The sequence below is a fragment of the Cellulomonas soli genome (assembly GCF_052036975.1).
Taxonomy (GTDB): domain Bacteria; phylum Actinomycetota; class Actinomycetes; order Actinomycetales; family Cellulomonadaceae; genus Cellulomonas; species Cellulomonas soli_A.
Window position 1 is genome coordinate 44,270 of sequence record NZ_JBQIAR010000007.1, and the last position, 25,205, is coordinate 69,474.

The following is a 25,205-nucleotide window of genomic DNA, read 5'->3' on the forward strand; positions in this document are numbered from 1 at the left end:
GCGATGCTGATCGGCGAGGTCTCCGAGCAGTCCGGGATCAGCGCCCGGATGCTGCGCCACTACGACAAGATCGGCCTCGTCTCGCCCACGGGCCGCACGCACGGCGGGTATCGCCAGTACTCGGCGGACGACCTGCGCCGGCTCTTCCACGTGGAGGGGCTCCGCTCGCTGGGTCTGAGCCTGCAGGAGATCGCCGCGGTGCTCGAGGACCTCGCGTTCGACCCGGCGCCCCTGGTGGAGCAGATCATCGCCCGCACGCGCCAGCGACTCGCCCAGGAGGAGGAGCTGCTGCGCAGGCTGACCCAGGTCCACACCAGCAACCCGGCCGCGTGGTCCGACGTGCTGCGCACGATCGGGCTGCTGCGGGGGCTGGAGGTCGGCGACCCGTCGTCGCGGCAGCGCCTCGTCCTGGAGCTCACCGACCGGCACGACGCGGTGGCACCGTTGACCGAGGCGGCGCTGAACGAGTCCGAGCCCAACGTGTCGGGGGCCCTCTACTGGGCGCTGGCGCGCAGTGGCGACGCCGCCGTCCCGGAGCTCGCGGAGGCCCTCGGCGCGCCGGACGCAGAGCGCCGACGGCGCGCCGTGGCGGCGCTCGAGAAGATCGGCACCCCGCAGGCCCTGGCGGTCCTCGCCGACGCGTTCCAGCATCCCGACCCGTTCGTCGGCACACGAGGCGCGCTCGCCCGCGGCGGCCGCGGTGACGCGGACGCCGTCCCCGCCCTGGTCGGCCTCGTGGCCGCCGGACGAGACGACATCGACGCCGCCGACAGGCTCGGCATGCTCGCGGAACGGCACGGCTGCGCGAGCGACATCGTGCGCGCGATCTGCGACACGCTGGCTGGCGCATCCGTCGCCGCGCGCCAGCGGTTGACGGCAGCCCTCGCGGAGATCCCCGGGCCTGCGGCCGATGCCGCGCTCGCTGCCCTCGTCGCCGACCCCGACCGCGGCGTCGCCCTCACGGCGACGTCCCTCGCACGCGCCCGCGCCGCGAGCGGTCACGCCCGCGTGGTCAGAGGACGTGCACGGCGCCCGGCTCGGCGAGCATGACCGGCCCGTCGTAGACCGCGCGGGCCTCGGCCAGCGCGACCTGCGGGTCGTTCCACACCGGCAGGTGGGTGAGCACCAGGCGTCGGGACCCACCGCGTGCGGCGGCCTCGCCCGCCCGCCGGCCCGTCAGGTGGACTCCCCGCAGGTGGTCGTCGCGGCCCTCGACGTAGGCCGCCTCGGCCAGCAGCAGGTCGGCGTCGGCGGCGAGCGTGTCCAGGCCGGCGCACGCGTCGGTGTCACCGGAGTAGGCGAGCGTCACCGTGCGGCCCGGGGCCTCGTCGGAAGGGCCGCTGACCCGGAACCCGAACGCCGGGATGGGGTGCTCGACGCGGACGGGCTCGATCGCGAGCGGACCCACGACCACCGGGACGCCCTCCTGCCAGGTGTGCACGCGCAGCTGCTCGGAGGGGTCGGTGGCCGGGTCCTTGCCGGCGTACGCGGCCAGGCGCTCGCAGGTGCCCTCGGGCCCCCACAGGTCCACGGGCGGGCAGGGACCCTGCGGCCGGTAGCGACGCAGCACGCTGAGCACGACCAGGTCGGCCATGTGGTCGGCGTGCAGGTGGGAGACGGCGACGGCGTCCAGCGCGGTCGGGTCGGTGAGCCGCTGCAGGGGCCCGAGCGCACCGTTGCCGAGGTCCATCAGCACCGTCCAGGTGCGGCCCGCGGCGTCCTCGGCCTGCACCAGGTAGGCGGACGCGGCGGAGTCCGGGCGCGGGAACGAACCGGCGCAGCCCACCACGACGAGCCTCATCGCAGCGCCTCCCGCGACTCCACGACACCGACCTCGGGGCCCAGGAACCGGCGGGCCAGGGTCTGGAACGAGCGCGGGTCGCCCGTGGCCAGGAACCGGTGCCCGGGCGGCCCGGCCGACGGGTCCCGCTCGAGGTCGTGCTTGACCAGGGTGCGGTAGACGTCCTTGGCGGTCTCCTCGGCGCTCGAGACGAGCGTGACCTCCTCGCCCATGACGTAGGAGATGACCCCGGTGAGCAGCGGGTAGTGCGTGCAACCCAGCACGAGGGTGTCGACCTGCGCCTCGCGGACCGGGTCCAGGTACTCGTGGGCGACGGCCATGACCTCGGGCCCCGAGGTGATGCCGGCCTCGACGAGCTCGACGAACCGCGGGCACGCCTGCGTCACCAGCTCCACACCGGGCGCCACCGCGAACGCGTCGTCGTACGCCCGCGACTCCACGGTGGCCTTCGTGGCGATGACGCCGATGCGGCCCGAGCGGGTGGCCGCCACGGCCCGGCGGGCCGCCGGCAGGATCACCTCGACGACGGGGATGCCGTGCCGCAGCGTGTACCGCTCGCGGGCGTCGCGCAGCATGGCGGCCGACGCCGTGTTGCACGCGATGACCAGCATCTTCACGCCGGCGTCGACCAGGTCGTCCATGACCTCGAGCGCGTGGGCACGCACGGCGGCGATCGGCTTGGTGCCGTACGGGGTGTTGAGCGTGTCACCGATGTAGAGCGTCGACTCCTGCGGGAGCTGGTCGAGTACCGCCCTGGCGACCGTGAGCCCCCCGACGCCGGAGTCGAAGATCCCGATGGGGGCGTCGTTCACGTCGACGAGCCTAGCCCGTGGCGGTGCCACCCCGGCCGGGGCGCTGGTGTGACCCGCGCCGCAGGTCCTCGAGCATCAGCTCGACGAGCGACTCCTGCAGCAGGCCCAGCGCGCCGTACACCGACACCAGGTACCGGCGGACGGCCAGCTCCTCGTCCAGCTCGTCGTCGAGGCCGTCGCGGTCGTCGGTGCCTTCGGGGAGGTCGGGCAGGTCGAGCACGTCGTAGAGGGCGTCGGCCTCCTCGTCGGTGCGCACGTCGAGGCGTTCGGCGAGCACGAGCCGCACGTCCGTCAGCGTGGCGGCGACGTCCTGCGCGCACTCGGCGGGGACCAGCAGCTGGTCGGTGTCCGGCCCCGGACTGGTGACCAGCTCCCACAGGGTGGCCAGGCGGGCGACCTTGCCGGCCCGCAGGTCGTCCTCGGTGAGCCGGCGGAACTCGGCCGAGACCTCCGGGTCGTCGCGTGAGGCGTCGGGCAGCAGGCGACGGACCGCCCCGTCGCGCGGGGGCTCGACGGGCCCGGTGCGCACCCGCAGGTGCGGACCCTCGTGCTCGCGCGAGGCGGGCCAGGCGGGCAGCCCGTCGTCTCCCCGATCGACCCCGAGCAGCTCGGCGACGTCGGCGGTCAGCACCGACAGCAGCGCACGCTCGGTCGCGTCGACCTGCGCGACGTAGCCCGGCCGCGACCCGTCCGGTGCCGTGCGTCCGTCCAGCCGCTCGAACGCGCGCATCAGTCCCCCGAACGCTGCATCGTGGCCCACAGCCCGAACCCGTGCATGGCCTGCACGTCGACCTCCATCGACTCCCGGTTGCCGGTCGAGACGACTGCCCGGCCCTCCTCGTGCACCTGGCGCATGAGTCGCTGCGCGCGCGCCTGCGGGTACCCGAAGTAACTCTCGAACACGTAGGTGACGTACGTCATGAGGTTCACCGGGTCGTTCCACACGATCGTCACCCACGGGTCGGCCGTCGCCGTCGAGGCGGACTCCTCGACGGTCTCCTGCGGAGCGATGGCGGGCATCCGACCACTCTAGGCGCGGCCCCCGTGGGGCACCGCGCGAGGTCAGGTCACTACGGTGTCGAGCATGGGTGCCTCCTCCTCGACGTCCGCGACCACGTCCCCCGCGCTGCTCACCGACCGGTACGAGCTGACGATGCTGCAGGCGGCCCTCGCCGACGGCACCGCCGACCGGCACTGCGTGTTCGAGGTCTTCACCCGGCGGCTGCCCGCGGGCCGCAGGTACGGGGTCCTGGCCGGCACGGGCCGGTTCCTGGAGGCGCTGGAGCGCTTCCGGTTCGGCACGGACGAGCTGGACTGGTTGGCCGACGAGGGTGTCGTCGACGCCAGGACGCTCGACTACCTCGCCGGGTTCCGGTTCTCCGGTTCGATCCGCGGCTACGCCGAGGGTGAGGCGTTCTTCCCGCTGTCACCCGTGATGGTCGTCGAGGGGACCTTCGCCGAGTCCGTGCTGCTGGAGACCCTGCTGCTGTCGACCCTCAACTACGACTCGGCGGTCGCCTCGGCGGCCTCCCGGATGACCAGCGCGGCGATCGGCCGACCCTGCCTGGAGATGGGCGCACGCCGCGCGCACGAGGACGCCGCCGTGGCCGCGGCCCGGGCGGCCGTCATCGCCGGGTTCGCCGGCACGTCCAACCTGGAGGCGGGGCGCCGGTACGGGCTGACGACGATCGGCACCGCCGCCCACGCGTTCACGCTGCTGCACGACGACGAGCTGTCGGCGTTCCGCGCCCAGGTCGCCGCGCAGGGCCCGGGCACCACGCTGCTGGTCGACACCTACGACGTGCACCAGGGTGTGCGCAACGCGCTGGCGGTGGCGGGCACGCAGCTGGGCGCCGTGCGCCTGGACTCGGGCGACCTGACCGTGCTGGCCTCCGAGGTCCGCGCACAGCTGGACGCCGCGGGCGCCCACGCGACCCGGATCACGGTCACCTCCGACCTGGACGAGCACGCGATCGCCGGCCTGGCCGCCGCCCCCGTGGACGCGTACGGCATCGGCACGTCGTTGGTGACCGGCTCGGGGGCACCGACCTGCGGCATGGTCTACAAGATGGTGGCCCGCCAGGGTGCCGGTGGCGTGCTGGAGCCGGTGGCGAAGGTGTCGCGCGCCAAGGCGAGCGTCGGCGGCCGCAAGGCGGCGGCTCGGCGCCTCGGGCCCGACGGTCGCGCCGTCGAGGAGGTGCTGGTGACCGGCCCCGACGAGGCCGTGCGCGGGTGGCGGTGCGCCGAGCCGGACCTGCGGCCCCTGCACGTGGACCTGGTGGTGGACGGGCGGGTCGACGCCCGCTGGACGGGCGTCGACGGTGTGCGCGCCGCCACGGAGCGCCACCGCGCCGCACGGGACGAGCTGCCCCGCGGTGCGCGGCGGCTCTCCGCGGACGAGGCCGCCCTGCCGACGGTGACGATGCGGCTCGGCTGAGCGCAGGTCACGCCGGCAGGGCGGCCTCAGGTGCGGGTCGGCACGGTCCGGGTGGGCCGTGCCGACGCCGGTGGGCTACACGCGCGAGCGGCCCCGACCGAGCACGCCGAGGATCAGGCTCACGACGAGAACGGCGACACCGATCCAGATGAGGAACTGGCCGATGCTGGTCGCGACGCCGAGGACGACGAGCACGACACCGACGAGGATGAGGATGAGCCAGCTGGGCATGGTGAGCCCCTTTCGTTCGCTTGCGGTCCGCCCCCGGGGTCTCCGGTGACGTCCCCCCTGCCAACGATCCTGCGGTGCTCTCGCGACGTCCGTCCAGCCGGGCTCCCCGGGTTGCGAGATGCCTCAGCCCTGCTACACCCAGACTCCCGGCAGAGCCCTGACCTGCGACGACGCACCATCCGAGCGGCTCGCCGAGCTTCCCGGTGCCATCCATATGGTGAGACGATCAGTTCCGCCCGACGAACCAGGACCGCAGCAGGGCGACCCGGGCGGTGAGCTGGTCGGGGTCCGCGAGGGCTACCTCGGGACCGCCGCAGCGACGACGCAGCTCGGCGTGCACGGTGGCGTGGGGCTGACCGCTGCGCCGCGACCACGCACCGACGAGCTGGGAGAGCTCCTTGCGCAGCTCGGCCTGCCGACGGTGATCCATCGGCGGCGCCGGCGGGGCAGCAGCGGTCGTCCCGTGCGCCCGGCGGCGGGCGCTGAGCTGGTCGGCCTGGCGCTGCTTGAGCAACGTGGAGACCTGGTCGGCGTCGAGCAGACCGGGCAGCCCCAGGAAGTCGAGCTCCTCGTCGGAGCCGACCTGCGCGCCCGTGCCGAACTCGCCACCGTCGAACAGCACCCGGTCGAACTCGGCCTGCGCCTCGAGCGCCTCGAACGAGCCCTGCACGCCGTCGGGCCCCACCGCGTCGGGGCCGTTGCGCTCGGAGTTCGCCGCGGCCAGCAGCGCGTCCTCCGGGTTGTACCCCTCCCCCTGCTCCTCGCCGGTCTTGGGCCGGTCCAGGGCGTGGTCGCGCTCGAGCTCCATGGTGTTGGCCAGCCCCAGCAGCTGCGGCACGCTCGGCAGGAACACCGAGGCCGTCTCGCCGCGGCGCCGCGCCCGCACGAACCGGCCCACGGCCTGCGCGAAGAACAACGGGGTGGCCGTGCTGGTGGCGTACACACCGATGGCCAGGCGGGGCACGTCGACACCCTCGGACACCATGCGTACCGCCACGAGCCAGCGGGAGTCGCCGGCCGCGAACGCGTCGATGCGGTCGCTCGCGCCGTCGTCGTCGGAGAGCACCACGGTCGGCGACTGGCCGGTGATCCGAGCCAGGTGCCCGGCATAGGCGCGGGCGTCGGTCTGGTCCGTGGCGATGACCATGGCGCCGGCGTCGGGCACCTGCCGACGGACCTCGGTGAGCCGGCGATCGGCCGCACTGAGCACGCTGGGGATCCACTCACCGTTCGGGTCGAGCGCGGTGCGCCAGGCCTGCGAGGTCATGTCCTTGGTCAGCGGTTCACCCAGCCGGGCCGAGATCTCGTCGCCGGCCTTGGTGCGCCAGCGCATCGAGCCCGAGTACGACAGGAAGATCACCGGACGGACCACGTGGTCGCGCAGCGCGTCGCCGTAGCCGTAGGTGTAGTCGGCCACCGAACGGCGGATGCCCTCACGGTCGCGGGCGTACTCCACGAACGGGATCGCCGCGGTGTCGGAGCGGAAGGGGGTGCCGGTCAGCGACAGCCGACGCGTGGCACCCTCGAACGCCTCACGGACGGCATCACCCCACGACAACGCGTCACCGCCGTGGTGCACCTCGTCGAGGATGACCAGCGTCGGGGCAGCCTCCGTGCGGGCCGCGTGCAGCGCCGGCTTGCTGGCCACCTGCGCGTAGGTGACCGCCACGCCGTCGAACCCGTGCCCGTGCCGCCCCTGGGCGTTGGAGAAGTTCGGGTCGAGCGTGATGCCGACACGCGCGGCGGCGTCCGCCCACTGGCGCTTGAGGTGCTCGGTGGGGGCGACCACGGTCACCCGACGCACGACCCTGGCCTCGAGCAGCTCGGTGGCGATACGCAGCGCGAACGTCGTCTTGCCGGCACCGGGCGTGGCCACCGCCAGGAAGTCACGCGGGGAACGCGCCCGGTACAGCTCGAGCGCCTCGGCCTGCCAGGCGCGCAGACGCCCGGCCGTCCCCCACGGCGCACGCGACGGGAACGCCGGCGGCAGGTTGGAGGCTGCCGCCGTCGAGGCGTGGGTCGTGGTGGAGGTGGACGGGCGCGGGGCCGGGCTCACTTGCCGCCGGAGTTGCCGCGGCCGAAGCCGAACCCGCTCCAGCCGCGGCGGCCGGAGCCACCGCCGGCGGAGTCGTCACCGTCCTGCGGCTCGCGCAGGCCCTCGTAGATCTCCTTGCAGACCGGGCACACCGGGAACTTGTTCGGGTCGCGGCCCGGCACCCAGACCTTGCCGCACAGGGCGATCACCGGCTTGCCGGACAGCGCCGACTCGGTGATCTTCTCCTTGCGCACGTAGTGGGCGAACCGCTCGTGGTCCCCCGGCTCGAGCTCCTCGTGCGTCTCGGCACGCTCCAGGACACTGGTCGAGGTGCCCTGGTCCGGCCGGGACGGGTCGTCGGGTCCGGTGCTCGGCGGGTAGGGCTCACTCATGCGGGCGAGTCTACGTCGGGCCTCCGACGGACCGTCAGATCGTCTGCCACACGGGCTTCGCGTCGTACGTCTCGCGGTAGTAGCCGGCCAGCTGCAGGCGGCTCGCCGCGGCCTCGTCGACCAGCACGGTCACGTGCGGGTGGTGCTGCAGGATCGTCGCCGGCCACATCGCGCTGACGGGCCCCTCGACCAGCTGGTGCACGGCCTCCGCCTTGCCCCGGCCGGAGGCCAGCAGCACCAGGTGCCGCGCGGACATGATCGTGCCCAGACCCTGCGTGAGGCAGTGCTGCGGCACGGCGTCCACGTCGCCGCCGAAGAACCGGGCGTTGTCCAGGCGGGTCTGCCGGGTCAGGGTCTTGATCCGGGTACGGGAGGCGAACGACGAGCCGGGCTCGTTGAACGCCACGTGCCCGTCCGTGCCGATGCCCAGCAGCTGCAGGTCGACCCCGCCCGCGTCCGCGATGGCCCGCTCGTACGCCTCGCACGCCGCCGGCAGGTCGTCCGCGAGCCCGTCCGGGCCCTGCACGGCGTCGGGCGCCAGGTCGACCCGGCCGGCGATCTCCGTCTCGATGACGTTGCGGTACCGCTCGGGGTGGTCCGCCGGCAGCCCGACGTACTCGTCGAGCATGAACGCACGCGCCCGGGCGAACGAGAGCCCTTCCTCGGCATGGCGCCGCGCCAGCTCGTCGTACACGGCCAGCGGGCTGGACCCCGTGGCCAGGCCCAGCACGGCCTGCGGTCGGGCGCGCAGGAGCCGCTCGATCGCGTCCGCAGCCAGCCGCGTCAGCTCGGGAACTCCCGCGATGACGACCTCCATCAGGCACCCACCTCATCAGGACGCCCCACGGTGGGGGCACGGAACACCAGGGCAGCCCCGACCGCCCCGACGGGCAGCCCGGGCGGGACGAGCCGGATCCGGTCCGGCATGGCGGTCGTGGCCAGGAACGGCGACGAGGCGGACTGACGGTCCAGCTCGGCGACGACCTGCTCGAGCAGCGGCCCGCCGAGCTCGCTGACACCACCGCCGATCACGATCCGCTCGGGGTCGCAGGACAGCACCAGGACCCGGATGGCGGCCACGACGGCGCGCACGAACGTGTCACGGACCTGCACCGCCCGCTCGTCCCCGGCCGCTGCCGCCTCGAACAGCGCCGCAGGCGCCGGGCGGTCGTCGGCCGTCGGCCACGCCGTGTCGAGGGCCGACCCCGACGCGTACTGCTCGAGGCAACCCCGCTGCCCGCACGGGCACGGCAGACCCCCGGGCAGGTAGATGAGATGGCCGATCTCCCCCGCGGCACGCCGAGCGCCGCGGCGCAGGTCGCCGTGCAGCAGCAGCCCCGCAGCCAGACCCGTGCCGAGGGCGAGGAACGCCAGGTCGTCGACCGGCTGCCCCTCGACCACGTCGAGCACGTGCGCGGCGCCCAGCACCGCGGCGTTGAGGTCGTTCTCCAGCTGCACGGGCACGCCGCCGAGCCGCCCCGACAGGACCTCGGCGAACGGCTCGCGGCCGGTGATGCCCAGGTTGACGGCGTTCTCCACGGTGCCGTGGCGCGGGTCGACGACCCCGGGCAGTCCGACGCCGACACCGCGCACGTGCGCGGCGGGCACACCGCCGGCCCGCAGCACGCCCTCGACCGCCTCGGCGGCGGACGCCGTCACACCGGACAGGCCGCGTCGGGTGGGTACGCGCCAGCGCTCGTGCACGCCGCCGTCGGCGTCGAGGAGCACCGCCTGGACCTTCGTGCCACCGACGTCCAGGCCGACCGACCACGCGCCGGGCTCGGCCGCGCCACCCGGCGGCGGCGCCGTCGTCATCGCGCCCATGTCAGCCCTTCACCGCCCCGGAGACCAGACCCGAGGTCATCCGCCCCTGCACGAGCAGGAAGAACACGATCACGGGCACGGCGATCAACGTCGAGGCGGCCATGACCTGCCCCCAGTCGACGCCGCGGTTCGCCGAGGCCGCCAGGAAGCTGCGCAACCACAGCGGCAGCGTCTGCGCGGACTCAGCCGGCAGTGCGACCAGGGCCACCGTGAACTCGTTCCACGCCTGCAGGAACGCGTACACGCCCGACGCCACCAGACCGGGCGCCAGCAGCGGGAACGTGATCCGCAGGAACGCCTTGGGTCGGGACAGGCCGTCGACCATGGCGGCCTCCTCGAGGTCGACCGGGACCCCGGCGACGAAGCCGCGCAGCATCCACACGGTGAACGGCACGACGGCCGCGGTGTACAGCACCGAGATGCCGATGACCGTGTTGAGCAGCTGGGCACCGGCCAGCATCTTGTACTGCGCGATGAACAGGCCCTCGGCGGGCAGCATCTGCACGAACAGCACGGTGAGCACGAACGCGGCGCGTCCCCGGAACCGCCACCGGCTGATGGCCAGGGCCGCCAGGAACGCGAACGCGAGCACCGCCACCACCGTGACGAGCGTGATCGACAGGCTCATCCGCAGCGCTCCGTCGAACCCGCTGCCGTCGAGCACCGCGGAGAAGTTCGCCCAGGTGGAGCTGCTGGTCGGCCAGAAGGTCGGCGTCGTGGCACGCAACCGCGCCGACGGGGTGACGGCGGACAGCGCCATCCAGTACACCGGGAACGCCCACACCGCGGCGATGGCGATGGCGAGCAGACCCAGGGCAGCGCGGCTGAACGTCCGGCGGCTCATGCGTCCTCCTTCATGAGGCTTCGCACGTACGGCCAGCTCAGCACGACGGTGAGCAGCAGCACGAAGATCGACACGGCAGCGGCACCGGCGAAGTCCTGCCGCCCGATGCCCAGCTCGAAGATGAAGTTGCCCAGCAGGTTGGTCTCGGACACCGGCGCACCGGCGTCCTGCAGCAGGCGGATCTGGGCGAACACGCGCAGGTCCCAGATGATCTGCAGCAGCAGCACGATCGACAGGACCGGCCGGATCATCGGCAGCAGGATGTGCCGCAGCACCTGGTGCGGGCGGGCTCCGTCGAGGTTCGCCGCCTCGAGCACCTCGTCGGGCACCTGGGTCAGGCCTGCGTAGATCGACAGCGCCACGAACGGCACCGACATCCACACGATGATGACGGTCGCGACGAAGAAGAACGACAACGGCTGCGACAGCCACGCGTGCCCCTGGTACTGCGTGAGCCCGATCTGCACCAGCAGCCAGTTGACGACACCGGTGCGGTAGTCGAACAGCCACTTCCAGACCGTCACGGCCGCGACCATCGGCATGGCCCAGGCCAGCAGCAGGGCGACCTGCAGGATCACGCGGATCACGGGGTGCACGGCGCGCATGAGCAGCGCGAACGCCAGCCCGAGCCCGACCGTGACGAAGGCGTTGACCAGGCAGAACGCGATGGACCGCAGGACGACCGCCCACAGCGCGTCGTCGGTGAAGATCCGGGCGTAGTTGTCCAGCCCGACCCAGGTGGGCGGCTGGCCGAACTGCTGGGCCAGCCCGTACTCCTGGAACGAGGTGATGACCTGCCAGTACAGCGGGTACCCGAGACCGAGCAGCAGCACGGCCAGGGTGGGGATCAGGAGCAGGTAGGGAGTGGCGGGAACCCGCCGGTGCCGGATGGCGGGTGGCGTCGTCGCCTGCTCCGTCCGGGGCGGCCCGTCGAGGGCCACGTCGTGCGTCATGAGGTCTCCTTGGCCGGACGCGGCCGGCATCCGGGGTCGGCCCGGCCGACCGTCCGCGGGAGCGGGGTGCCCCCGCGGACGGTCCGGGCCTGCCGGCGGTCAGGGTGGGGTCGTCAGCCCTGGCCGTTGAGCATCGGCGTGAGCTTCTCGTCGTACTCCTTGGCGAGCGCGGTCACGTCACCGCCGTCGGCGATCTTCTGGAACAGCTCCTCGTAGACGTACGCACCCTCGACGGCGGCCCAGCCCGGTGCGGCCGGGGTGAGCTTGGAGGCCGCGGCCGTCTCGATCATCGTCTGGGCGAACTTGTCGTCGCCCAGCGAGGAGACGTACTGGGAGTTGGCCGGGCCGAGCCCGTTCTTGCCGAGCATCGTCTGGTACTCCTCGGAGTAGATGATGCGCAGCAGGTTCTCGGCGAGCTCGGGGTGCTGGCTCGTGGCCGAGACGGCCAGGTTCGAGCCACCCGCGAACACCGGGGCGATACCGCCGTCGACGCCCGGCAGGGCGAAGATGTCGAACTTGGTCGCGTCGGCCATGCCGTCGCGGACCTCTTCGCCCTCGTCGTTCGTGGTCAGGTCACCGATCGACCAACGGGCCCAGCCCGGAGCCATGATGGTCGCCGCGGCGGGCGCGGAGCCGTCCGTGCCGTCGTTGATGAAGTCCCAGTAGGCGACGTCACGCTCCGTCGAGGGCAGGTTCGAGGCCCCGATGTAGATGTCCTGCCACTGCTGCAGACCCTTGATGGTGTTCGGGTCGGACAGGGTCGAGGTCCACTCGCCGCCGTCCTCGGTGGCCAGCTCGCCACCGTTGGCGAACACCCAGGAGATGCCGTTGCGCCAGTCCTGGCCGCCCATGGCGAACCCGGACGTCGCGTCGGTGCGCAGGGCCTTGACCGACGTGGAGAACTCCTCGAGGGTCGTCGGCACCGCCAGACCGGCGGCCGACCACAGGTCCGCGCGGTAGAACATGTAGCGCGAGCCGAAGTAGTAGGGCAGCGCGTAGTTCTTGCCGTCGGCCTTGCCGACCTCGACGAAGGACTGCAGCAGGTCGTCGCCGCCCAGCTCCTCGTACAGCGGGGTCAGGTCGCGGAACGCCCCGATGGTGGTGAACGTCGGCGACTGGGTGTTGCCGATCTCGACGACGTCGGGGGTGTTCTCGGCGTCGGGCAGCGCGGTGGTCAGCTTGGTGACCAGGTCGCCCCAGGACTGCTCCTCGATCACGAGCGTCGAGCCCGGGTTCTCCTCGGCGAACGTGTCCACGAGGTAGTCCCGCAGCTCCTGCGGGGTGTCTGCGCCGGCCACCCACAGGGTGATCTCGGCGGCGCCGTCGTCGGTGCCGCCCGTGCTGCCGGCGGTGGCGTCGTCGGAGGTGTCGGACGAGCACGCGGTCAGCGCGAGCGTCGCCGCCACGCCGAGGGCGGCGAAACGTAGGATCTTCACGTTGGGGTTCCTCCCATGAGCGAGGTGACGTCGGCTGACGTCGCCGGGTGGTGCTACCGACCTGCAAGCGGTCGGCTCGGGGTCCTCACGAGACCCCGAGCTGACCGGCCAGGACGAGCACGGAGGCGCCCGCGAGCGCACCGTCCTCGTCGAGGGATGCCATCCGGACCTGCAGTCCCTGCCCGATCGCGGGCATCGTCCTGCGCCGGACGGTGTCGAGCGTCGCTTCCCGCAGCGGTCCGTCGAGCAGCTCGGGCGGACCCGAGAGCACGATCTCCGCGAGGTTCAGCGCACTGCTGACGGGTGCCAGGACCAGGCCCAGCATCCGTCCGACCGACGCCAGTGCGGCATCGGTGGCGTGGGGGTCGAGCCCGGCGACGCGGCGGCGCAGGGCCGGCACGCTGAGCACGGTCTCGAGGCAGCCGGTGCGTCCGCAGGCGCACGGCTGGGGGTCCTCGCCGAGGGTGGTCTCGTCGACGACGGTGACGTGCCCGATCTCGCCGGCGGCGTGGCGTCGGCCGCGCACGAGCACGCCGTCCACGACGATGCCGGCGCCGACGCCCTGCCCGACGGTGACGACCATGGTGCCGTCGCCGGTCGCGGCGCCGTAGGTGAACTCGGCCAGCGCGCGGGTGTTGGCGTCGTTGGCCACGTGCACGGGGACGCCGAGGGTGGCGGACAGGTCGGCGGCGAGGGGGATGTCGTACCAGCCACGGTTGGGGGCTTCGAGCACGTGGCCGTCGGCGTCGATGACGCCCGGTGAGGCGATGCCGATGCCGATGACGGGCCGGGTGGCGGCTGCCAGCATCTCGCGCAGCAGGTGCTCCAGGGTGGCCACGGCGTCGGCGCCGGTGCGGCCCTCGAGGTGGGCGCTCCCCCGGGCGACGACGTCGCCGACGAGGGTGCGCACGGCGGCGCGCAGGTTCTCGTCGTCGGTGAGGTCGGCGGCGACGATCTGGAAGTCGTCGGTGCGCATGCCGACGAGGGTGGCGGGCTTGCCGACCTTGCCCTCGTTGCGGATGCCGAGCTCTTCGACGAGGCCTTCGGCGAGCAGCACGGCGACGAGGTCGGAGACGGTGACGCGGGTGAGCCCGGTGCTGCGGGCGATGTCGGCGCGCGAGGACGGCCCGTAGTGGAACAGGTGCTGCAGGACGAGCGAGCGGTTGTGCGCGCGGGCGTGCTCGGGGAGCACCTTGGCCGTGGGGCGCAGGGCCCTGCCGATGCCTCGGCCGGCGGCCGGGAGCGGCTTCGTCGTCGCAGTCACATTTGTTAGTAGACCTTCCTTACTAACAACTGTCAACCGCGCAGAGTGAGCGTGATCACATCGTGACCTCGCGTTCACACCGCCGAATCACAGCGGCCCGCGCGCCTCCCGCACCCACCCGAGCGCACCCTCGTGGCGCACCGAGACCGTGGCCCGGCGCACCCCCTCGGCCAACGCCGCAGGCAGGTCCAGGCCGCGGGCCAGCCCCGCCCCCGTCGCCCCGTGCAGCACGTCGCCGGCTCCCAGGGTGTCCACGACGTCCTGCGGCGCGACCACCTCCGGCACGAGCGCACGCCATGACCCGGACACCGCGCCCTGCACGAGCATCCGGACCGGACCGGACCCGGACGACCGCGCGACGGTGCGCGGCCCCCGCGCGGCCACCGCGGCCAGCTGGGCGTCGTCGCGCGTCAGGGTCGCACCGCCCGCCGACGCCCACTCGGCCGGCAGCCGGAAGTCGGCCGAGAGCACCGCGTGGTCGACCCACGGCAGCAGGTCCTGCAGCCCGGCCTTCCAGCTGCCGCCGTCGAGCAGCACCGGCACACCCCGGCGGCGCGCCACCCGGGCCAGCACCTGCGCCGCACCCAGGTGGTGCCCGTCGACCAGCAGGGCCCCGGCGCCGTCGAGCGCCGCGCCGACGACCACCTCGGCCTCGGCGCGCAGGTCACGCACCGCCGTGCCGTTCGTCGAGACGACCGCGCGCTGGCCCGTGCCGGCCGTCACCAGCACGCTCGAGACCGCCGGTGCACCCGGCTCCCCGGCGAGCAGGTCCACGACCTGCACACCGGCCGCCGTCAGACCCGCACGCACCAGGTCGGCCGTCGGCCCGGACCCCAGCGCCGTCACGAGGCGCGCCCGCACGCCCAACGCGACAGCCGTGGCCGCCGCATTGGCCGCCGGACCACCGAACGCCACGTCGACGGACGAGGCCACGACCTTCTCGTCGGGCCCCGGCAGACGCTCGACGACCTGGCGCACGTCGAGTGTCACCAGCCCGCAGCACATCAGCAGCGGCGAGGCGGGCCCGGGCGGAACCGGCCAGGGGTTCGGGTCAGGCTGCACGCCCCCATCATGCCCGCAGCGGCGGACGTCGACGGGCGAGCGGGACGGTCAGTCGCGGCGCTCCACCAGGTACGTCGTGCCGTCCGGGCCGACCTCGCGCACCAGGGTCGTGCGCAGCTCCTCCTCGCGCGCCCGCTCGTCCGCCGTGGCCGCACGCGCCGGACGACGAGGGTCGCCGATCTGCGCCGGACCGACGTACGTGAGCAGCCACTCGGTGGCTCTCCGCCCCCAGCCGGGCCGACCCGCCGGCTGCGCCACCCGGCGACGTCCACCGATCAGCAGGGCCGTCGACGCCCCGAGCGCGGCCGAGCACAGCAGCACCGACGGCCACGCCCCCACCCGGTCGGCCAGCACGTGCGAGGCCACGAAGCACACCGCCCCGACGACCACCACGACAGCCAGCCGCCACCACGGGGTCGCCCGCACCTCGCGGGCCAGGCACCAGCCGACGCCGGCCAGCAGCACCACCGCACCGAGGGCGCGCACCCCGGTCACGCGGGCGAGCGCGAACCCGATCACCAACGTGAGGCAGGCCAGGAGCCAGGTAGGCGTGCGCGACATGACAGCAGCCTACGGAACCGACCCTGTGACCTCGCTGACCTGCATGACCATGCCGCGCACCATGAGAGTCCTGCCATGTCGGGCACATTCGATTGCGACAAATCGGACGGCTGGTTAGGTTCGTCGGCGCCTGCTCCCCTGCCGACCGGTCGGGGGTCCGGGCCCCTCCGGCGGCACCCGCCGCACTCCCCCCGCCCACCTGGACGGGGACCGGTCCGAGAGAGGATGTGAACGTGCACAGTCCGATGCACAGCCCCACCCGACGTGGGCTCCGCGCGGCCGTGGCCGCGACGCTCATCACCGCACTCACCGCACTCGGTGGCCTGGCCGCCGCCACCTCCGCGACGGCCGCGACGCCGTCCGTCGACTCCACCGCCACCTACCAGCTGACCAGCTGGCGCAGCAAGAAGGCGCTCGACACCGACTCGACGTCCGCGGGCACCGCGCTGATCCAGTCGACCGCCTCGTCGACCGACACCGGTCAGCAGTTCCAGCTCGTCGCCGTCACCGGCGGCTACTACCAGCTCGTGTCGAAGTCGTCCGGTCTGGCCGTCTCGATCGGCAGCGCGGCGACCGCGACCGCCACGCTGCAGAAGTCGTCGTCCACCGCGACCACCCAGCAGTTCTCGCTGGCCGCCGGCTCCTCCGGGCGCATCAAGCTCGTCAACCGGGGCACCGGCAAGGCGCTGACCGTGAAGGACGCCTCGAAGGCCGACGGCGCACTGATCACGCAGGCCACCGACACCAACGCCACCGAGCAGCAGTTCACGCTCACCAAGGTGACCGGCTCGACCACGACGCCCACCGCGGCGCCGACAGCCACCCCCACCACTGCCCCGACGACCGCGCCCGCAGGCACGTTCCCCGCCTGGCCCACCGCCACCGGCGAGAAGAAGGTCACCGCGACGATCAAGGTCACCGGCACGTTCGACGGCAAGCTCCTGCGCTACTACGGCATCAGCGACGGCTCGCAGGACGAGTCCCAGCCGCCCATGTTCCAGCTCGCCGACGGCGCCACCATCAAGAACGTGATCCTCGGCGAGGGCGCCGGCGACGGCATCCACTGCCTGGGCACCTGCACGATCGAGAACGTGTGGTGGGAGAACGTCGGCGAGGACGCCGCCACGCAGAAGGGCAAGATCACCGGGCAGGTCATGACGGTCAACGGCGGCGGTGCGCGCAGCGCCTCCGACAAGGTGTTCCAGCACAACGGTCCGGGCACCATGGTGATCAAGAACTTCCAGGCGTCCGACATCGGCAAGCTGGTGCGCTCCTGCGGCAACTGCTCCACGCAGTACGCCCGCACCATCAAGGTCGAGAACGTGCAGATCACCGCACCGGCCAAGTCGCTGGTCGGCATCAACCCGAACCTGGGCGACAAGGCGACCCTGACGGGCGTGACGATCATCGGCGACCCGTCGAAGAAGGTCGCCATCTGCCAGGAGTTCAAGGGCGTGACCTCGGGCGAGCCGACGCTCGTCCGCAGCGGCCCGAGCGCCGCCTGCGGGTACACGGCCTCGGCGGTCCTCTACAAGTAGCCGATCACCTGCGCGGGCGTGCCGCCTCGGGAACCGTCCCGGGGCGGCACGCCCGTGTCCGCACCGCCGCCGGACCGACGTCCCGTGCACCGTGACGCCCCGGGGCAATACGGTGGACGTTCCGCGACCCACGTCCCGAAAGAGACCCACGTGCCCACGCAGCCGATCGACCCGACCACGACCAGCGCCTGGCAGGCCCTGCAGGAGCACCACGCCGCGCTGACCCCGGACCTGCGCGGCTGGTTCGCCGCCGACGCCGAGCGCGCGCAGCGCCTGTCGCTCCCGCTGGCCGACCTGCACGTCGACCTGTCGAAGAACCTCGTGACCGACGAGACGCTCGCGCTGCTGGTCCAGCTCGGCGAGCAGGTCGGCCTCACCGACCGCCTGCAGGCCATGCTGCGTGGCGAGCACATCAACGTCACCGAGGACCGCGCCGTGCTGCACACCGCGCTGCGCCGCCCGGCCGGCGCCACCCCCGCCCTGGTCGTCGACGGCCAGGACGTGGACGGCGACGTGCAGGCCGAGCTGGCCAAGGTCGCCGCGTTCGCCGACAAGGTCCGCTCCGGCGAGTGGACCGGCGTGACCGGTCAGCGCGTCAAGACCGTCGTCAACATCGGCATCGGCGGCTCCGACCTGGGCCCCGTCATGGCGTACGAGGCGCTCAAGCCGTACGTGCTCGAGGGCCTCGAGGTGCGGTTCGTCTCGAACATCGACCCGACCGACCTGGCGCAGAAGGTCGAGGGCCTGGACCCCACGACCACGCTGTTCATCGTCGCGTCCAAGACGTTCGGCACCCTGGAGACCCTGACCAACGCCCGCCTGGCCCGCACGTGGCTGTGGGAGCAGCTGGCCGCGGCCGGTGCGATCGAGGACACCGACGAGGCCCGCACCGCCGCCGTCGCGCAGCACTTCGTGGCCGTGTCGACCGCGCTGGACAAGGTCGCCGCGTTCGGCATCGACCCCGCCAACGCGTTCGGCTTCTGGGACTGGGTCGGTGGGCGCTACTCGGTCGACTCGGCCATCGGCACCTCGCTGGCCATCGCCATCGGCCCCGACGGGTTCCGTGACTTCCTCGCCGGCTTCCACGCCGTCGACGAGCACGTGGCCACCACGCCGTTCGCGCAGAACGTGCCCGTGCTCATGGGCCTGCTGAACATCTGGTACGTGAACTTCCTCGGCGCGCACACCCACGCGGTGCTGCCCTACGCCCAGTCGCTGCACCGCTTCGCGGCGTACCTGCAGCAGCTGACCATGGAGTCGAACGGCAAGTCGGTCCGCTGGGACGGCACGCCGGTCACGACCGACACCGGCGAGGTCTTCTGGGGCGAGCCGGGCACCAACGGCCAGCACGCGTTCTACCAGCTGATCCACCAGGGCACACGCCTGATCCCGGCCGACTTCATCGCGGTGGCCACCCCGGCGCACCCGCTGAAGGACGGCGAGACCGACGTGCACGCCCTGTTCCTGGCGAACTTCTTCGCGCAGACCAAGGCGCTGGCGTTCGGCAAGACCGCCGACGAGGTCCGCGCCGAGGGCACCGCCGAGGAGATCGTGCCCGCGCGCGTGTTCTCCGGGAACCGCCCGACCACGTCGATCCTGGCGCCCTCGCTGACGCCGTCGGTGCTCGGCCAGCTCATCGCGCTGTACGAGCACATCACGTTCGTGCAGGGCGTCGTGTGGGGCATCGACTCGTTCGACCAGTGGGGTGTCGAGCTCGGCAAGAAGCTCGCCATGGAGATCGCCCCGGCGGTCGAGGGCGACGCCGCGGCGCTGGACGCGCAGGACCCGTCCACGCGGGCGCTCATCGCGAAGTACCTCGAGCTGCGCGGCTGACCGGCCGCACCGTTCGACACGCAGGGCCCCGGACGTCGCGTCCGGGGCCCTGCGTCGTCTCGGCGCGTGTCAGCCGGCGAAGCGCTCGGCCCGCTCGACCACGCGGCCGCGGCGCTCGGCGGCGTCCCACGTGTAGACGGTGCGCCCCTCGATGAGCACGTGCTCGACGCGCGCGTCGGTGGTCAGCGGGTCGTCCGACCAGATCACCACGTCGCCGTCGCGGCCCGGGGTCAGCGCACCGATGCGCTCGTCGAGCCCGAGGAACGAGGCCGGGTTGATGGTCAACGCCTCCAGGGCGGTCTGCCGGGGCAACCCGTCGCGGACGGCGAGCACGGCCTGCAGCACCAGCAGGTTGATCGGCACCACGGGGTGGTCGGTGGTGATCGCGACGCGCACCCCGGCGGCGGCCAGCGTCGCCAGGTTGACGATCGCGCGGTCGCGCAGCTCGACCTTGGACCGGCTGGTCAGCATGGGGCCGAAGATCACCGGGATCTGCTTCTCGGCCAGCACGTCGGCGATCTTGTGCGCCTCGGTGCCGTGGTTGACCACGAGCCGGTAGCCGAACTCCTCCGACAGGCGCACCGCCGTGGCGATGTCGTCGTGCCGGTGCGTGTGCTGGTCCCAGACCAGCTCGCCGTCGAGCACGCGGGCCAGCGTGTCGAGCGTGAGGTCGACGGCGAAGGGCTCGCCCTTCGCCTCGGCCGCCGCCCGCGCGGCCCGGTAGTGCTGCGCCTTCGTGAACGCCTCGCGGATCACGTACGCGACGCCGAGCCGGGTCGAGGGCGTCTGCTTGCGGTCGCCGTACACGCGCTTGGGGTTCTCACCGAGCGCCGACTTCACCGAGACGGCGTCACTGATGACCTGCTCGTCGATGGTGCGCCCACCCCACGACTTCAGGGCGACCGACTGCCCGCCGATCGGGTTGCCCGACCCGGGCTTGACCACCACGGACGTGACACCGCCGGCCAGCGCGTCCCGGAAGCCCTCGTCGTCGATGTTCACCGCGTCGACCGCGCGCACCCCGGCCGTGTTCGGGGAGGTCATCTCGTTCGTGTCGTCACCGGCCCAGCCCTGCGCCTCCTCGTCGATCCCGACGTGACCGTGCGCCTCGACGAACCCGGGCAGCACCCACCGGCCGGTCGCGTCGACCACCCGCGCGCCCTCGGGCACGACGACGTCGGCGCCGACCTGCGTGATGCGGCCGTCGACGACCAGGACGGTGCCGGCCTCGATCGGGTCACCGACGACGGGAACGACGCGGCCCCCGGTGATGGCGACGACGGCGGGACGGGCGGCGGACGGGGCGGAGGAGGAGCGAGCAGTCATGCGTCCACCGTACGTCCGCGCGCCGGGCCTCCTGGACGACCAGCCGACACGACCGTGCTGGTCAGCGGGCTAGGGGTCGGTGACGACGAGGCTGCCCGCCCCGCCCTTCTCGGCGTCGCCCATGATGTGCGAGACGACCGAGTAGGTGCCCGCCTCGGGGAAGGTCAGCTCGACGAAGCCGCCCTCGGCGGGCTGCAGCGCGAGCACCTGCGACCCACCGGTGCCCGTCGACCCACCGTCGCGCAGCACCCAGTCGCCCTCGCGGTAGACGGTGTCGAACTGGCCGCCGACGACGTGGAAGGCACTGGGACGGTTGGGCCCGGCGTCGAGGATCCAGATGCGCACCCGCTCCCCCGTGCGCGCCACGAGCGGCTCGTGCCGGTACTGCCACGCGTAGCCGTTGAACGTCACCAGGTCGGGCACCTGCGTGGCCAACCGGGTCAGGTCGACCTCGCCGCCCTGTGGGCCCAGGTAGTACTCGGACTGCACCAGCAGGTACTCGCGGTCGACGGTGGGCAGGCCGGGCGGGTCGATGACGACGGCCCCGGCCATGCCGTTGGCGATGTGCGCGCTCATCGGCATCGTCGAGCAGTGGTACATCCAGATGCCGCTGCGCGTGGCCGTGAACGTGTACGTCAGCCGCTCGCCGGGCGCGATGGTGCGCATGACGTCGTCGGGTGCCAGCGCCCCGGCGTGGAAGTCGACGGAGTGCCCGATGGAGCCGTCGTTGACGAGCGTGATGACGAACGTGTCGCCCACCGCACCGTGCAGCACGGGCCCGGGGGCCCGACCGCCGAACGTCCACAGCCGCTGCGTGATGCCGGGCGCGACCTCGCGTCCGACCTCCTGCACGGTGAGGGTGACGTGGTGCGTGGTCGGGCCGTCGCCGTCGGACTCGGCGGGAGCCAGCGTGGCGTCGTGCGACTGGAAGCCGTCCGCCGGTGCGGCGGACATGTCGATGTCGGCCGCGGCCGAGGTCGCACCGTCGGTCGCGGTCGCGCCGTCGGAGCCCGTCATGTCGCCGTGCATGCCCGCGTGGTCGGTCGCCGTGGCCTGGACGCCGTCGCCCGACGCGCCGCCCTCGGCCACCTCGCCCGTACCGGTGCCGAGCACGACCACCGTGAGCGTCATACCCATGAGCCGGTGTCCCGCCACGGAGCACCACCCGTCCTGGTCGGCGGCCACCACCCCCAGCTCGACGTCGGCGGACTCCCCCGGCGCCAGCCGCCCCGACGAGGCGCCCGAAGCCATGACCAGGTCGTGCACGGTGGTGTCGGTGTTGGTGACCACGAGGACCAGGCGGTTGCCGGCGGGCACCTCGATCCGGTCGGGCGTGAACCGCATGTCCCCCGCCTCGACGGCGACGGTGGTCGTCAGGCCGGTCTCCGTCGGGGCGTCGACGGACGAGCCCGTCCCGGCGGCGAGGGAGAGCCCGGCCGCGGCCGGGTCCACGGCGACGCCCCCGACCACGGTGAGCGCGAGGACGGCGACGGCGACGGCAGCAGCCCCCGCCCGCGAGGCAGCCATGCCGTGGGCATCGCCGGCATCGGGCGCAGGAACCGTGGCAGCGGCGCCCGACCCGGCACGGGCCGCCAGGACCGCACGCGCCGCGAGCACCAGGAACGCGGCGAGCGCGCCCAGCACCACCATCGAGGCGAGCACCCGCACGGCGCTGGGAACGGGCGCGACGAACAGCGCCAGGGCCCCGTTGACCAGCAGCACCCGCACGAGCGCACCACGGTCCAGCTCCGCGGCGGTGCGCCGCGACACGGCCGGTCCGCCCCCGAGCACCACGGGCATCAGGTACGACAACGAGCCGAGCAGCACCTGCGCGACGAACCCGATCGCGAACGGGGCGACGAGCACCCGCACGTCGTCCGCGGCGGCCGTCCACGACGGCGCCACCACGATCAGCACGCCGAAGGCGACCACGTCGCCGAGGAACCAGGCGGTGGCGGCCCCCACGCTCCATCCGGCGTACGTGCGCGGGGCGGCGGTGCGGGCCTGGCGGACCATCATCACCACGACGAGCAGCACCGCGGCGGCCACCGCCGCCAGCCCGACACCTACCAGCGGGCGCAGGCCGGTCACCGCGGCGGCGGCGACCACCCCGAGGCCGGCCAGGGCCAGCGGCAGCGCGCGCGTGCCGACGGTGGCGTCCTGCGGCTCGATCCGTGCGTGCAGGACGGTGGGCCACAGCACCAGCAGGGTGCCGAGCACGGTGAGCCCGACCCAGCCGAGCAGCGTGAACGTCAGGTGCGCCACGTACAGGCGGCCGTGCAGCTCGTCGCCGGCGGTGCCGCGCGCCATGAGCACGCCCGCGGTGACGCCGACGGGCAGCATGGCGCCGGCGGCGACGTAGTAGCGCACGAGCGCCCCGAACCGGGAGGGCAGCGCATCCCGGCCCTGGCGGACGATCACCATGACCTGCAGCAGCGCGGCGCAGGCCACGAGCACCCCACCGACGACGGTCAGCGGCCACCGCACACCCACCACACCGGCCACGACGAGCAGTGCCCCGCAGGTGTGGGCGCCGAGCCGGACCACCTGCCCGCGACGCCCGCCGGGTGCGGGTCGGCGCAGCAGCGTGTCGGCGAAGTGCTGGCTCCACACGAGGATCGCGGTGCTGGCGGCGCCGAGCAGCAGCAGGTGCACCATGAGCCACCCGGACACGGCGACCTGCCGGTGCACCAGGGTGGCCACCACGGCGGCCACGAGCCAGGCGGCAACGGGGAGGTGGGCACGCAGGTGCCACGACGCGCGGGTCATGCGCTCGCCTGCGTCCGCAGCGTGCCGTGCACCGCGAGTCCGAGGAACCCGAGTACGGCCAGGATGTTGCCGACGCCGCCGCCCTGCACGGCCGCCGTGCTGCCGTGCGCGTCACCGACCAGGACGCGCAGCACGAGGGTGGCGTGCAGGGCGGCCAGCGGCACCAGCATCGCCGGGCGGTACGGCAGGGGCCGCCGCAGCACCGCGGGCAGGATCACCGGGGCGTGGGCCATGACCATGGAGAGCACGAACCCGAGGAACACGGCGTGCAGCACCGCGTCGTACCCGCGGCCTGCGGGGACGCGCCCGACCGCGAGCCAGATCGACCCGGCCACCGCCAGCCAGCCGTAGCCGGTGAGCATGGCCAGGGCGCTGAACCGGGGCAGTCCGCTCGCGCGCACCATGCGCCGTGCCACGTCGTAGCGGACCAGGGCGACCACGAGGGCGAGCAGGCACGCGCCGAACGCGGGGTACCCGGCCCTGGGCCACAGCAGCGCGGCGGGAACGGCGCAGGCCAGGGCGAGCGAGGCGCCGACCACGACCGGTTCGGCATGCGGCGGCGGGAAGCCGACGCGCAGCAGCTCGAGGCGTTCGCCGGCGATGGTCAGCACGAGGAACCCGACGAGGAACGGCGCGAGGTCGGGCACGGCCACGCCGGCGAGCCACAGACCGCTCGCGCCGACGGCCAGCACCGCACCCAGTGCCTGCACGGCGACGGGAGCGGCCTGCTGGCGCCGCCAGATCGCCACGTACAGCCCGCCGTAGGCGAGCGTCCCGGCCAGCTGAGCCCCCTGCCCGACGGCGACGGGCAGGGGGGCCAGCAGCAGCAGACCGCCGGCGCCGAGCAGCGCGGGAGCGGCGAACGCGGGGCGGCGACCCAGCGCGACGGCACGTTCCAGGGCGATGAGGGTGCCGACGAAGCCGAGCACCATGAGCGGGCCGTGCACCTGGGGCAGCCGGTCGGTCTGCACGGGGGCTGGCAGACCGAGCAGCAGCAACGCGCCGTCCAGGCCGGCCACGAGGGCGAGTCCGGCAGGGACGAGCAGCACGAGCCGTCGGGAGCCGACGGGGGCGCGCTGAGTCATTTCCACGGGTTGAACCGTAGGTATCCGGGGTCTGGGTGACCCGGGACGTCGGTCCCTGGTCGCGACGAACGGCCACCCGCGGCCCGGGTGACTCCCGACCGCGCCCGTGCGTCAGGGACCCCGGTCCCACATACCCCGGGTTTTCCCCGTCGATACTCGACACATGTCGGCCCGTCGCACCCCCGCAGCGCGCACGCTCGCGTCGGGCAGCCGCGTGGACCTGCTCGACCTCCTCCAGCGCGGCGGCCCGCAGACCGTGGGTGAGCTCGCCACGCTCACCGGCCTGCACCAGAACACCACGCGCGAGCACCTGCAGCGACTGGTCAGCGACGGGTACGTGCTGCGTGAGCCCGAGATCCGCACCGTGCGCGGTCGCCCCCGCATGATCTACCGCGTCGCCCAGGCCGAGGACGTGCGCACCGACCCCGTCGCCGCCGTCCGGCTCGAGGAGTCGATCGCGCGTGCCGCGCTCACCCGTGTGCTGCTCGACGGCTACGGCAAGCAGCTGGACTCGCCCCGCCGGTCCGCCGAGGAGGCCGGGCGCTCGCTCGCACTGCGGCACGCCCGCCGCAAGCCCGGCCAGTGCCGACCGGGCTGCCCGGACGCCGAGCACGACACCGGCTCCCTGAGCCCCGACGAGCTCGTGCAGCGCCAGGTGGACGCGGTCGACGCGCACCTCGACCGCCTGGGCTTCGACCCCACGCTCGACCTCGAGCAGAACAGCATGGATTTTCACCTGTGGCGGTGCCCGTTCCTCGACCTGGCACGCGAGCGCTCCGAGGTCGTGTGCAGCGTCCACCTGGGACTGGTGCGCGGGGTGCTCGAGGCCACCGGCGGCCCCGTCGTGGCCACTGACCTGCAGCCCTTCGTCGGTCCGCACCACTGCGTGCTGCGCCTGCGGCGGGAGAACGCGGCCACCACCGAAGCCGCAGAGCTCCAGGACGCCGTCGGCGCCTCCGCCTGACCCGCCCGGCAGCCGTCGATTATTCACGGCATTCTGCG

At 73.4% G+C, this 25,205-nt stretch carries 23 protein-coding genes; 5 read left to right on the top strand and 18 right to left on the bottom strand.

Going from position 1 to position 25,205, the window contains the following annotated elements; translation table 11 throughout:
• Positions 1-3: 3 nt before the first annotated feature.
• The gene (locus ACTHAM_RS09120) at positions 4-1,050 is read left to right on the top strand and encodes a MerR family transcriptional regulator (protein WP_440686583.1); all 1,047 of its coding nucleotides are present in this window, start codon (positions 4-6) and stop codon (positions 1,048-1,050) included.
• Here ACTHAM_RS09120 and ACTHAM_RS09125 read toward each other — a convergent pair.
• The 4 genes from ACTHAM_RS09125 to clpS are packed head-to-tail and all read right to left on the bottom strand — an operon-like array spanning position 1,013 to position 3,633.
• The gene (locus ACTHAM_RS09125) at positions 1,013-1,801 is read right to left on the bottom strand and encodes an MBL fold metallo-hydrolase (RefSeq protein WP_440686585.1); all 789 of its coding nucleotides are present in this window, start codon (positions 1,799-1,801) and stop codon (positions 1,013-1,015) included. The two genes, ACTHAM_RS09120 and ACTHAM_RS09125, sit on opposite strands and share 38 nt — an antisense overlap.
• The gene (gene murI, locus ACTHAM_RS09130; protein WP_440686587.1) at positions 1,798-2,613 is read right to left on the bottom strand and encodes a glutamate racemase; all 816 of its coding nucleotides are present in this window, start codon (positions 2,611-2,613) and stop codon (positions 1,798-1,800) included. The genes ACTHAM_RS09125 and murI overlap by 4 nt, the downstream gene beginning before the upstream one ends.
• A gap of 10 nt (positions 2,614-2,623) precedes the next feature.
• Positions 2,624-3,343 carry a DUF2017 domain-containing protein gene (locus ACTHAM_RS09135; RefSeq protein ID WP_440686589.1) on the bottom strand — a complete coding sequence of 240 codons (720 nt, stop codon included), beginning with the start codon at positions 3,341-3,343 and terminating at the stop codon, positions 2,624-2,626.
• Positions 3,343-3,633: an ATP-dependent Clp protease adapter ClpS gene (gene clpS, locus ACTHAM_RS09140; RefSeq protein WP_440686591.1), complete on the bottom strand. Its 291-nt coding sequence runs from the start codon at positions 3,631-3,633 to the stop codon at positions 3,343-3,345. Before clpS ends, ACTHAM_RS09135 begins: the two co-directional genes overlap by 1 nt.
• Positions 3,634-3,697: 64 nt before the next feature.
• Here clpS and ACTHAM_RS09145 point away from each other — a divergent pair, with 64 nt between their 5' ends.
• Positions 3,698-5,050 (top strand): nicotinate phosphoribosyltransferase, encoded by a 1,353-nt coding sequence (locus tag ACTHAM_RS09145; protein WP_440686593.1) that lies wholly within the window; start codon positions 3,698-3,700, stop codon positions 5,048-5,050.
• A gap of 75 nt (positions 5,051-5,125) precedes the next feature.
• Here the strand turns inward: ACTHAM_RS09145 and ACTHAM_RS09150 are convergent, their stop codons facing one another.
• From ACTHAM_RS09150 to ACTHAM_RS09200, 11 genes are all read right to left on the bottom strand, one after another.
• On the bottom strand, positions 5,126-5,281 hold the full coding sequence (locus ACTHAM_RS09150; protein WP_440686595.1) for a hypothetical protein: 156 nt from the start codon (positions 5,279-5,281) through the stop codon (positions 5,126-5,128).
• Between the two features lie 226 nt (positions 5,282-5,507).
• A complete protein-coding gene (locus ACTHAM_RS09155; RefSeq protein WP_440686597.1) occupies positions 5,508-7,337 on the bottom strand; it encodes a DEAD/DEAH box helicase in 1,830 nt (609 codons plus the stop codon).
• Entirely contained in the window at positions 7,334-7,708 is a 375-nt protein-coding gene (locus ACTHAM_RS09160; RefSeq protein ID WP_440686599.1) for a DUF3039 domain-containing protein, read from the bottom strand. Before ACTHAM_RS09160 ends, ACTHAM_RS09155 begins: the two co-directional genes overlap by 4 nt.
• A gap of 34 nt (positions 7,709-7,742) precedes the next feature.
• A complete protein-coding gene (nagB, locus tag ACTHAM_RS09165) occupies positions 7,743-8,525 on the bottom strand; it encodes a glucosamine-6-phosphate deaminase (protein WP_440686601.1) in 783 nt (260 codons plus the stop codon).
• A complete protein-coding gene (locus ACTHAM_RS09170; protein ID WP_440686603.1) occupies positions 8,525-9,532 on the bottom strand; it encodes an ROK family protein in 1,008 nt (335 codons plus the stop codon). Before ACTHAM_RS09170 ends, nagB begins: the two co-directional genes overlap by 1 nt.
• Position 9,533: 1 nt before the next feature.
• The gene (locus ACTHAM_RS09175; protein WP_440686605.1) at positions 9,534-10,376 is read right to left on the bottom strand and encodes a carbohydrate ABC transporter permease; all 843 of its coding nucleotides are present in this window, start codon (positions 10,374-10,376) and stop codon (positions 9,534-9,536) included.
• On the bottom strand, positions 10,373-11,329 hold the full coding sequence (locus ACTHAM_RS09180) for a carbohydrate ABC transporter permease (RefSeq protein ID WP_440686607.1): 957 nt from the start codon (positions 11,327-11,329) through the stop codon (positions 10,373-10,375). Before ACTHAM_RS09180 ends, ACTHAM_RS09175 begins: the two co-directional genes overlap by 4 nt.
• A 113-nt stretch (positions 11,330-11,442) precedes the next feature.
• On the bottom strand, positions 11,443-12,765 hold the full coding sequence (locus ACTHAM_RS09185; RefSeq protein ID WP_440686609.1) for an extracellular solute-binding protein: 1,323 nt from the start codon (positions 12,763-12,765) through the stop codon (positions 11,443-11,445).
• A gap of 85 nt (positions 12,766-12,850) precedes the next feature.
• A complete protein-coding gene (locus ACTHAM_RS09190) occupies positions 12,851-14,029 on the bottom strand; it encodes an ROK family protein (RefSeq protein ID WP_440686611.1) in 1,179 nt (392 codons plus the stop codon).
• Positions 14,030-14,116: 87 nt separating this feature from the next.
• A complete protein-coding gene (locus ACTHAM_RS09195; protein WP_440686613.1) occupies positions 14,117-15,091 on the bottom strand; it encodes a PfkB family carbohydrate kinase in 975 nt (324 codons plus the stop codon).
• 48 nt (positions 15,092-15,139) lie between these two features.
• Positions 15,140-15,652, bottom strand: coding sequence for a hypothetical protein (locus ACTHAM_RS09200; RefSeq protein WP_440686615.1), 513 nt, complete (start codon positions 15,650-15,652; stop codon positions 15,140-15,142).
• Positions 15,653-15,897: 245 nt separating this feature from the next.
• Between ACTHAM_RS09200 and ACTHAM_RS09205 the strand changes: the two genes are divergently transcribed.
• Together ACTHAM_RS09205 and pgi are read left to right on the top strand one after the other, a co-directional pair.
• The gene (locus ACTHAM_RS09205) at positions 15,898-17,190 is read left to right on the top strand and encodes a pectate lyase (protein ID WP_440686617.1); all 1,293 of its coding nucleotides are present in this window, start codon (positions 15,898-15,900) and stop codon (positions 17,188-17,190) included.
• Positions 17,191-17,340: 150 nt separating this feature from the next.
• Positions 17,341-19,023 carry a glucose-6-phosphate isomerase gene (pgi, locus tag ACTHAM_RS09210; protein WP_440686619.1) on the top strand — a complete coding sequence of 561 codons (1,683 nt, stop codon included), beginning with the start codon at positions 17,341-17,343 and terminating at the stop codon, positions 19,021-19,023.
• 69 nt (positions 19,024-19,092) lie between these two features.
• Here the strand turns inward: pgi and ACTHAM_RS09215 are convergent, their stop codons facing one another.
• From ACTHAM_RS09215 to ACTHAM_RS09225, 3 genes are all read right to left on the bottom strand, one after another.
• Positions 19,093-20,349, bottom strand: coding sequence for an amidohydrolase (locus ACTHAM_RS09215; protein WP_440686621.1), 1,257 nt, complete (start codon positions 20,347-20,349; stop codon positions 19,093-19,095).
• A 69-nt stretch (positions 20,350-20,418) separates the two neighbouring features.
• Positions 20,419-23,118 (bottom strand): multicopper oxidase domain-containing protein, encoded by a 2,700-nt coding sequence (locus ACTHAM_RS09220; protein ID WP_440686623.1) that lies wholly within the window; start codon positions 23,116-23,118, stop codon positions 20,419-20,421.
• Positions 23,115-24,203: a hypothetical protein gene (locus ACTHAM_RS09225; protein ID WP_440686873.1), complete on the bottom strand. Its 1,089-nt coding sequence runs from the start codon at positions 24,201-24,203 to the stop codon at positions 23,115-23,117. The genes ACTHAM_RS09220 and ACTHAM_RS09225 overlap by 4 nt, the downstream gene beginning before the upstream one ends.
• Positions 24,204-24,366: 163 nt before the next feature.
• On the opposite strand from ACTHAM_RS09225, the gene ACTHAM_RS09230 reads away from it, so the two are divergent.
• On the top strand, positions 24,367-25,167 hold the full coding sequence (locus ACTHAM_RS09230) for a helix-turn-helix transcriptional regulator (RefSeq protein ID WP_440686625.1): 801 nt from the start codon (positions 24,367-24,369) through the stop codon (positions 25,165-25,167).
• Positions 25,168-25,205: the final 38 nt, after the last annotated feature.

Bases quoted from the DNA above. Each gene is read 5' to 3' on its own strand.
- ACTHAM_RS09120 (WP_440686583.1), top strand. From the start codon at position 4: ATGCTGATCGGCGAGGTCTCCGAGCAGTCCGGGATCAGCGCCCGGATG.
- ACTHAM_RS09125 (WP_440686585.1), bottom strand. From the start codon at position 1,801: ATGAGGCTCGTCGTGGTGGGCTGCGCCGGTTCGTTCCCGCGCCCGGAC.
- ACTHAM_RS09135 (WP_440686589.1), bottom strand. From the start codon at position 3,343: ATGCGCGCGTTCGAGCGGCTGGACGGACGCACGGCACCGGACGGGTCG.
- clpS (WP_440686591.1), bottom strand. From the start codon at position 3,633: ATGCCCGCCATCGCTCCGCAGGAGACCGTCGAGGAGTCCGCCTCGACG.
- ACTHAM_RS09145 (WP_440686593.1), top strand. From the start codon at position 3,698: ATGGGTGCCTCCTCCTCGACGTCCGCGACCACGTCCCCCGCGCTGCTC.
- ACTHAM_RS09150 (WP_440686595.1), bottom strand. From the start codon at position 5,281: ATGCCCAGCTGGCTCATCCTCATCCTCGTCGGTGTCGTGCTCGTCGTC.
- ACTHAM_RS09160 (WP_440686599.1), bottom strand. From the start codon at position 7,708: ATGAGTGAGCCCTACCCGCCGAGCACCGGACCCGACGACCCGTCCCGG.
- nagB (WP_440686601.1), bottom strand. From the start codon at position 8,525: ATGGAGGTCGTCATCGCGGGAGTTCCCGAGCTGACGCGGCTGGCTGCG.
- ACTHAM_RS09170 (WP_440686603.1), bottom strand. From the start codon at position 9,532: ATGGGCGCGATGACGACGGCGCCGCCGCCGGGTGGCGCGGCCGAGCCC.
- ACTHAM_RS09175 (WP_440686605.1), bottom strand. From the start codon at position 10,376: ATGAGCCGCCGGACGTTCAGCCGCGCTGCCCTGGGTCTGCTCGCCATC.
- ACTHAM_RS09180 (WP_440686607.1), bottom strand. From the start codon at position 11,329: ATGACGCACGACGTGGCCCTCGACGGGCCGCCCCGGACGGAGCAGGCG.
- ACTHAM_RS09200 (WP_440686615.1), bottom strand. From the start codon at position 15,652: ATGTCGCGCACGCCTACCTGGCTCCTGGCCTGCCTCACGTTGGTGATC.
- ACTHAM_RS09205 (WP_440686617.1), top strand. From the start codon at position 15,898: ATGCACAGCCCCACCCGACGTGGGCTCCGCGCGGCCGTGGCCGCGACG.
- ACTHAM_RS09215 (WP_440686621.1), bottom strand. From the start codon at position 20,349: ATGACTGCTCGCTCCTCCTCCGCCCCGTCCGCCGCCCGTCCCGCCGTC.
- ACTHAM_RS09220 (WP_440686623.1), bottom strand. From the start codon at position 23,118: ATGACCCGCGCGTCGTGGCACCTGCGTGCCCACCTCCCCGTTGCCGCC.
- ACTHAM_RS09225 (WP_440686873.1), bottom strand. From the start codon at position 24,203: ATGACTCAGCGCGCCCCCGTCGGCTCCCGACGGCTCGTGCTGCTCGTC.
- ACTHAM_RS09230 (WP_440686625.1), top strand. From the start codon at position 24,367: ATGTCGGCCCGTCGCACCCCCGCAGCGCGCACGCTCGCGTCGGGCAGC.